Source organism: Candidatus Palauibacter australiensis (assembly GCA_026705295.1).
Lineage (GTDB): Bacteria > Gemmatimonadota > Gemmatimonadetes > Palauibacterales > Palauibacteraceae > Palauibacter > Palauibacter australiensis.
This window is the reverse complement of the sequence record JAPPBA010000007.1, coordinates 1-4226: the sequence shown is the minus strand read 5'-3', so window position 1 is coordinate 4226 and position 4226 is coordinate 1. Positions and strand designations below refer to the sequence as shown.

The 4226-nt window shown below is 68.7% G+C and carries 4 protein-coding genes; all 4 read left to right on the top strand.

Going from position 1 to position 4226, the window contains the following annotated elements; translation table 11 throughout:
• Positions 1 to 1067, top strand: a 1067-nt coding sequence (locus OXN85_00310) for a cbb3-type cytochrome c oxidase subunit I (protein ID MCY3598402.1), incomplete at its 5' end; no start/stop codon positions are given.
• Positions 1064 to 3055 carry an acetoacetate--CoA ligase gene (locus OXN85_00305; GenBank protein MCY3598401.1) on the top strand — a complete coding sequence of 664 codons (1992 nt, stop codon included), beginning with the start codon at positions 1064 to 1066 and terminating at the stop codon, positions 3053 to 3055. The genes OXN85_00310 and OXN85_00305, both read left to right, overlap by 4 nt.
• 360 nt (positions 3056 to 3415) lie before the next feature.
• Complete coding sequence (locus tag OXN85_00300; GenBank protein MCY3598400.1) at positions 3416 to 3823, top strand: hypothetical protein; 408 nt, start codon at positions 3416 to 3418, stop codon at positions 3821 to 3823.
• A 24-nt stretch (positions 3824 to 3847) separates the two neighbouring features.
• Positions 3848 to 4226, top strand: a 379-nt coding sequence (locus tag OXN85_00295; GenBank protein MCY3598399.1) for a P1 family peptidase, incomplete at its 3' end; no start/stop codon positions are given.

Genomic DNA, 4226 nt, shown 5'->3' with positions numbered 1-4226 from the left:
TCACGCTCGGCCTCGGCATCGGATCGGGGCGCGAGTACGTCGGCTTCCACCCCTTTTTCTCCCTCCTCATCCTCGCGGGCTGGATCTGCTACGCGTGGAACTTCTTCCGCCTCGCCGGGAAGCGGTTCTGGGAGCGGCCGGTCTACGTGACGATGTGGGGCGTGGGGATGCTCTTCTTCATCGTCACCTTCGTGGAACAGCACATGTGGCTGGTCCCGGGGATCTTCGGGGATCCGGTGCAGGACATGCGGATCCAGTGGAAGGCGACGGGCACCCTCGTCGGCAGCTTCAACCTCTTCGTCTACGGCTCGGTGATCTACCTGGGCGAGCGGATCTCGGGGGATCCGTCCTACGGGCGCTCGACGACCGCGTACATGCTGTTCGCGGTGGGACTGCTCAACTCGTTCACGAACTTCGCGCACCACACCTATCATCTCCCGGGGCGGGAGTCGGTGAAGTGGATCGCCTTCGTCGTGAGCATGATGGAGATCATCGTGCTCGCGCGGGCCATGTTCGACCTGTGGCGGGCGCTCCGGACCCCGAGCGACCCGGCGTTCTGCGCGGCCCGCGGCTCGTTCGCGGCGGCGAAGTGGTGGACGTGCGCGGTCCTGTTCGGCGCGATCCTCATCTCCGTCCCGCCCTTGAACGCGGTGATTCACGGGACGTACGTCGTCACGGGACACGCGATGGGGGCGATGATCGGCATCGACACGATGATCCTGCTGGGGGCGGCGATCTGGATCCTGAGCGAGCACTTTCAGGCCCGCGAGGGAGAGGACGCCTGGGACACGCTCCACACGCCTGCCATGCGCTGGAGTCTCATCGGGCTGAACGTCTCGGTGGCGGCGCTCGTGCTCTGGCTGCACGTGGTGGGGACGGCCGTCGGCGTGACGCGGGCGGTGCACGCGCCCGGCGAGACCTACGTGCCGCCGGACTGGGTGTCGGCCTGGAGCGGGATCGGGTTCGCGGTCTTCGGCACGCTGTCGCTGGTCTTCTTCGGATGGCTGCTCGTGCAACTCATGCCCCCCGCGTTCCGGTACTTCTGGGTGTCGGAGGAACGGGCATGACGGCATCGCGGGCCGGAAGCCGGCCGGGCATGACGGGCGAAGCACGTCCGCTGTGGACGCCGGATCCGGACTTCGCCGCGATGACGAACATGGCGCGCTTCACGCGCTACGCGAACGAGACGTGCGGGGCGGGTGCCGAATCTCCGGACGCGCTGTGGCGCTGGTCGATCCGCGAGCCGGAGGCGTTCTGGAACGCGGTGTGGGACTTCTGCGGCGTCATCGGGGAGCGTGGCGAGCGCGTGGTCGTCGACTTCGACCGCCTGCCGGGGGCGCGCTGGTACCCGGACGCGCGGCTGAACTACGCGGAGAACCTGCTCCGCCGCCGCGACGACGGGCCGGCGCTCCTATTCCGGGCCGAAGACCGCGTCCGCCGCGACCTTACGTGGGCCGAGCTCTACGACACGACCTCACGCCTCGCACAGGCGCTGGACGCGCTCGGAATCGAGCCGGGAGACCGGGTGGCCGGCTACGTGCCGAACATGCCCGAGTCCATCGTGTACATGCTCGCGTCGGCGAGCCTGGGGGCCACGATCTCCACCGCCTCGCCCGACTTCGGCGTGCAGGGCGTACTCGACCGCTTCGGGCAGATCGAACCGCGCGTCCTCCTCGCGGCCGACGGCTACTTCTGGCAGGGCAAACGGTACTCGAGCCTCGACCGCCTGCCGGAGATCGTGCGGCGCCTCCCCTCGGTGGAGCGCGTGATCATCGTCCCCCACACCGAACCGGATCCGGACATCTCGGCGATCCCCCACGCCGTAAGCTTCGACGACTTCATCGGCCCGTGGAGCGCGCGGGAGATCGAGTTCCGGCGGCTTCCGTTCGACCATCCCCTCTACATCCTCTTCTCCTCGGGCACGACCGGCGTCCCGAAGTGCATCGTGCACGGGGCGGGCGGCATCCTCCTCACCCACCTGAAGGAGCACCGGCTTCACGCGGACATCCGGCCGGGCGACCGCGCCTTCTACTACACGACCTGCGGGTGGATGATGTGGAACTGGCTGTCGTCGGCGCTGGCGAGCGAGGCGACGGCGGTCCTGTACGACGGATCGCCTTTCCATCCCGGGCCGCACGTCCTGTTCGACTACGCGGACGAAGTACGGATGACCCAGCTCGGCGTGTCCGCGAAGTTCATCGACGCGCTCGGGAAGGCGGGGCTCCGGCCGCGGGAGACGCACGACCTCTCCTCGGTGCGGACGATGCTCTCCACCGGGTCTCCCCTCGTCCCGGAGGGGTTCGACTACGTGTACCGGGACGTGAAGCCCGACGTCCACCTCGCCTCGATTTCGGGCGGGACGGACCTGTGCGCGGGGTTCGTGGTGGGACACCCGCTCCTCCCCGTGTGGCGGGGCGAGATCCAGGCGCCGTCGCTGGGCATGGACGTGGATGTGTGGGATGAAGAGGGGCGGTCGATGCCGGCCGGGAAGGGGGAACTCGTCTGCAAGTCGCCCTTCCCGTCGGTGCCGACGGGGTTCTGGGGAGACGACGACGGGAGCCGCTTCCACGCGGCGTACTTCGACATGTATCCCAACGTCTGGCGACACGGCGACTGGATGGAGTGGACGGAGCACGGCGGCACGGTGATCTACGGCCGCTCCGACGCGACGCTGAACGCGGGCGGCGTGCGGATGGGAACGGCGGAGATCTACCGGCTGGTGGACCGGCTGCCGGAGATTCTCGAATCCATCGTCATCGGGCAGCCGTGGGAGAACGACACGCGCGTCGTCCTCTTCGTGCGGCTCGCGGAAGGGCGGAGTCTGGACGAGGAGTTGGAGGCGCGGATCCGGAGGGAGATCCGGGAGAACGCCTCGCCCCGCCACGTCCCGGCGCGGATACTGGAGGTGACGGACATCCCGCGCACGAAGAGCGCCAAGATCTCGGAACTCGCCGTGCGAGCCGTGGTCCTGGGAGAGTCCGTGAAGAACGTCGAGGCCCTCGCCAACCCCGAGGCCCTCGAAGACTACCGCAACCGCCCCGAACTCCGCGCTTAACGGCTGCGGCCACGGGCTGCCGAAGGGCTGCCTGAAGCTTCACCGCCGCACTCGTCCTCGAACACGACCGGCTTGTATCCGGAGCGAGAAGGCTCAGGCAACTCGACCCCGTACTCGGTCCCGAAGTACCTCTCGACGACTTCCGAAGGTCTCGTTTCGTCGGCGGGGGTTCCACTCCTCGAAGCGCAAGCACTTGTGTTCTGCCCCGCTCCGCCGGCGAGTAGGGAATTACCGGCCGTGGCCGATCCGCCGCCGGGGGGGCGGTGCTACATTGCTCACATGACACTTTCGACTGCAGGTTTCTCGGCTTTTTCTGTTCGGGCGAGGGTCTCGGCTCCGCTACTGCTCGGACTCCTTGTCGTGCCGGGGTGCGGCGAGTCGGGGCTGGGGCCGGATGTGCCGGACAACAACGTGGTTCTGTCGGGGGACGGCGACTGGGGGGACGATCCCTATGTCGCGAACTCGGCCTCGGTGGACGGACACGGGTTGACCGTCGAGGTGGGGTACTCGGGCGGTTGCCGCAGGCACACCTTCACGCTGGTGATCTCGGAGACGTTCCTGGAATCGGATCCGGTGCAGCTTCCGGCGGAACTCGTCCACGAGGCGAACGGCGATGCCTGCGAGCGCTGGGTGACCGACACCCGCGTCTTCGATCTCGACCTGGTCAGAACGCGCTACCGGCAGTTCTACGGACCCGGACCCGGCACGGTCGTGCTGCGAGTCGAGGGTCTGCCCGGGGAGAGCCTCGTGTACGAGTTCGCCGGATAGCATGGCGGTGCGATGGCGGTGCGGATGAGACTGAGACCGGAGTCTGCCGGGCCGTCCGTGGCGCGGGGCGTCGCGCTCGCGGCGGCCGGGGTGGTGGGCGGACTTCTCGCGGCGGGAGGGTGTGTGGCGCAGGAGACAGCGGATTCGGCGGGGGGCGGCATCACGGCGGTCGAGGGACTCGCGCTGGGTCACTTCACGCTGGAGGAGCGGCCCACGGGCTGTACGGTCGTTCTCGCCGAGGACGGCGCCGTGGCGGGGGTCGACGTACGGGGCGGGGCGCCGGGGACGCGGGAGATCGCCCTCCTCGATCCGGTGAACAGCGTGCAGGAAGCCCACGCCATCGTGCTCTCGGGCGGGAGCGCGTTCGGCCTCGACGCGGCGTCGGGCGTGGTCCGGTATCTCG

Coding starts and splice junctions, on each gene's coding strand:
- OXN85_00305 (MCY3598401.1), top strand. CDS start 1,064: ATGACGGCATCGCGGGCCGGAAGCCGGCCGGGCATGACGGGCGAAGCA.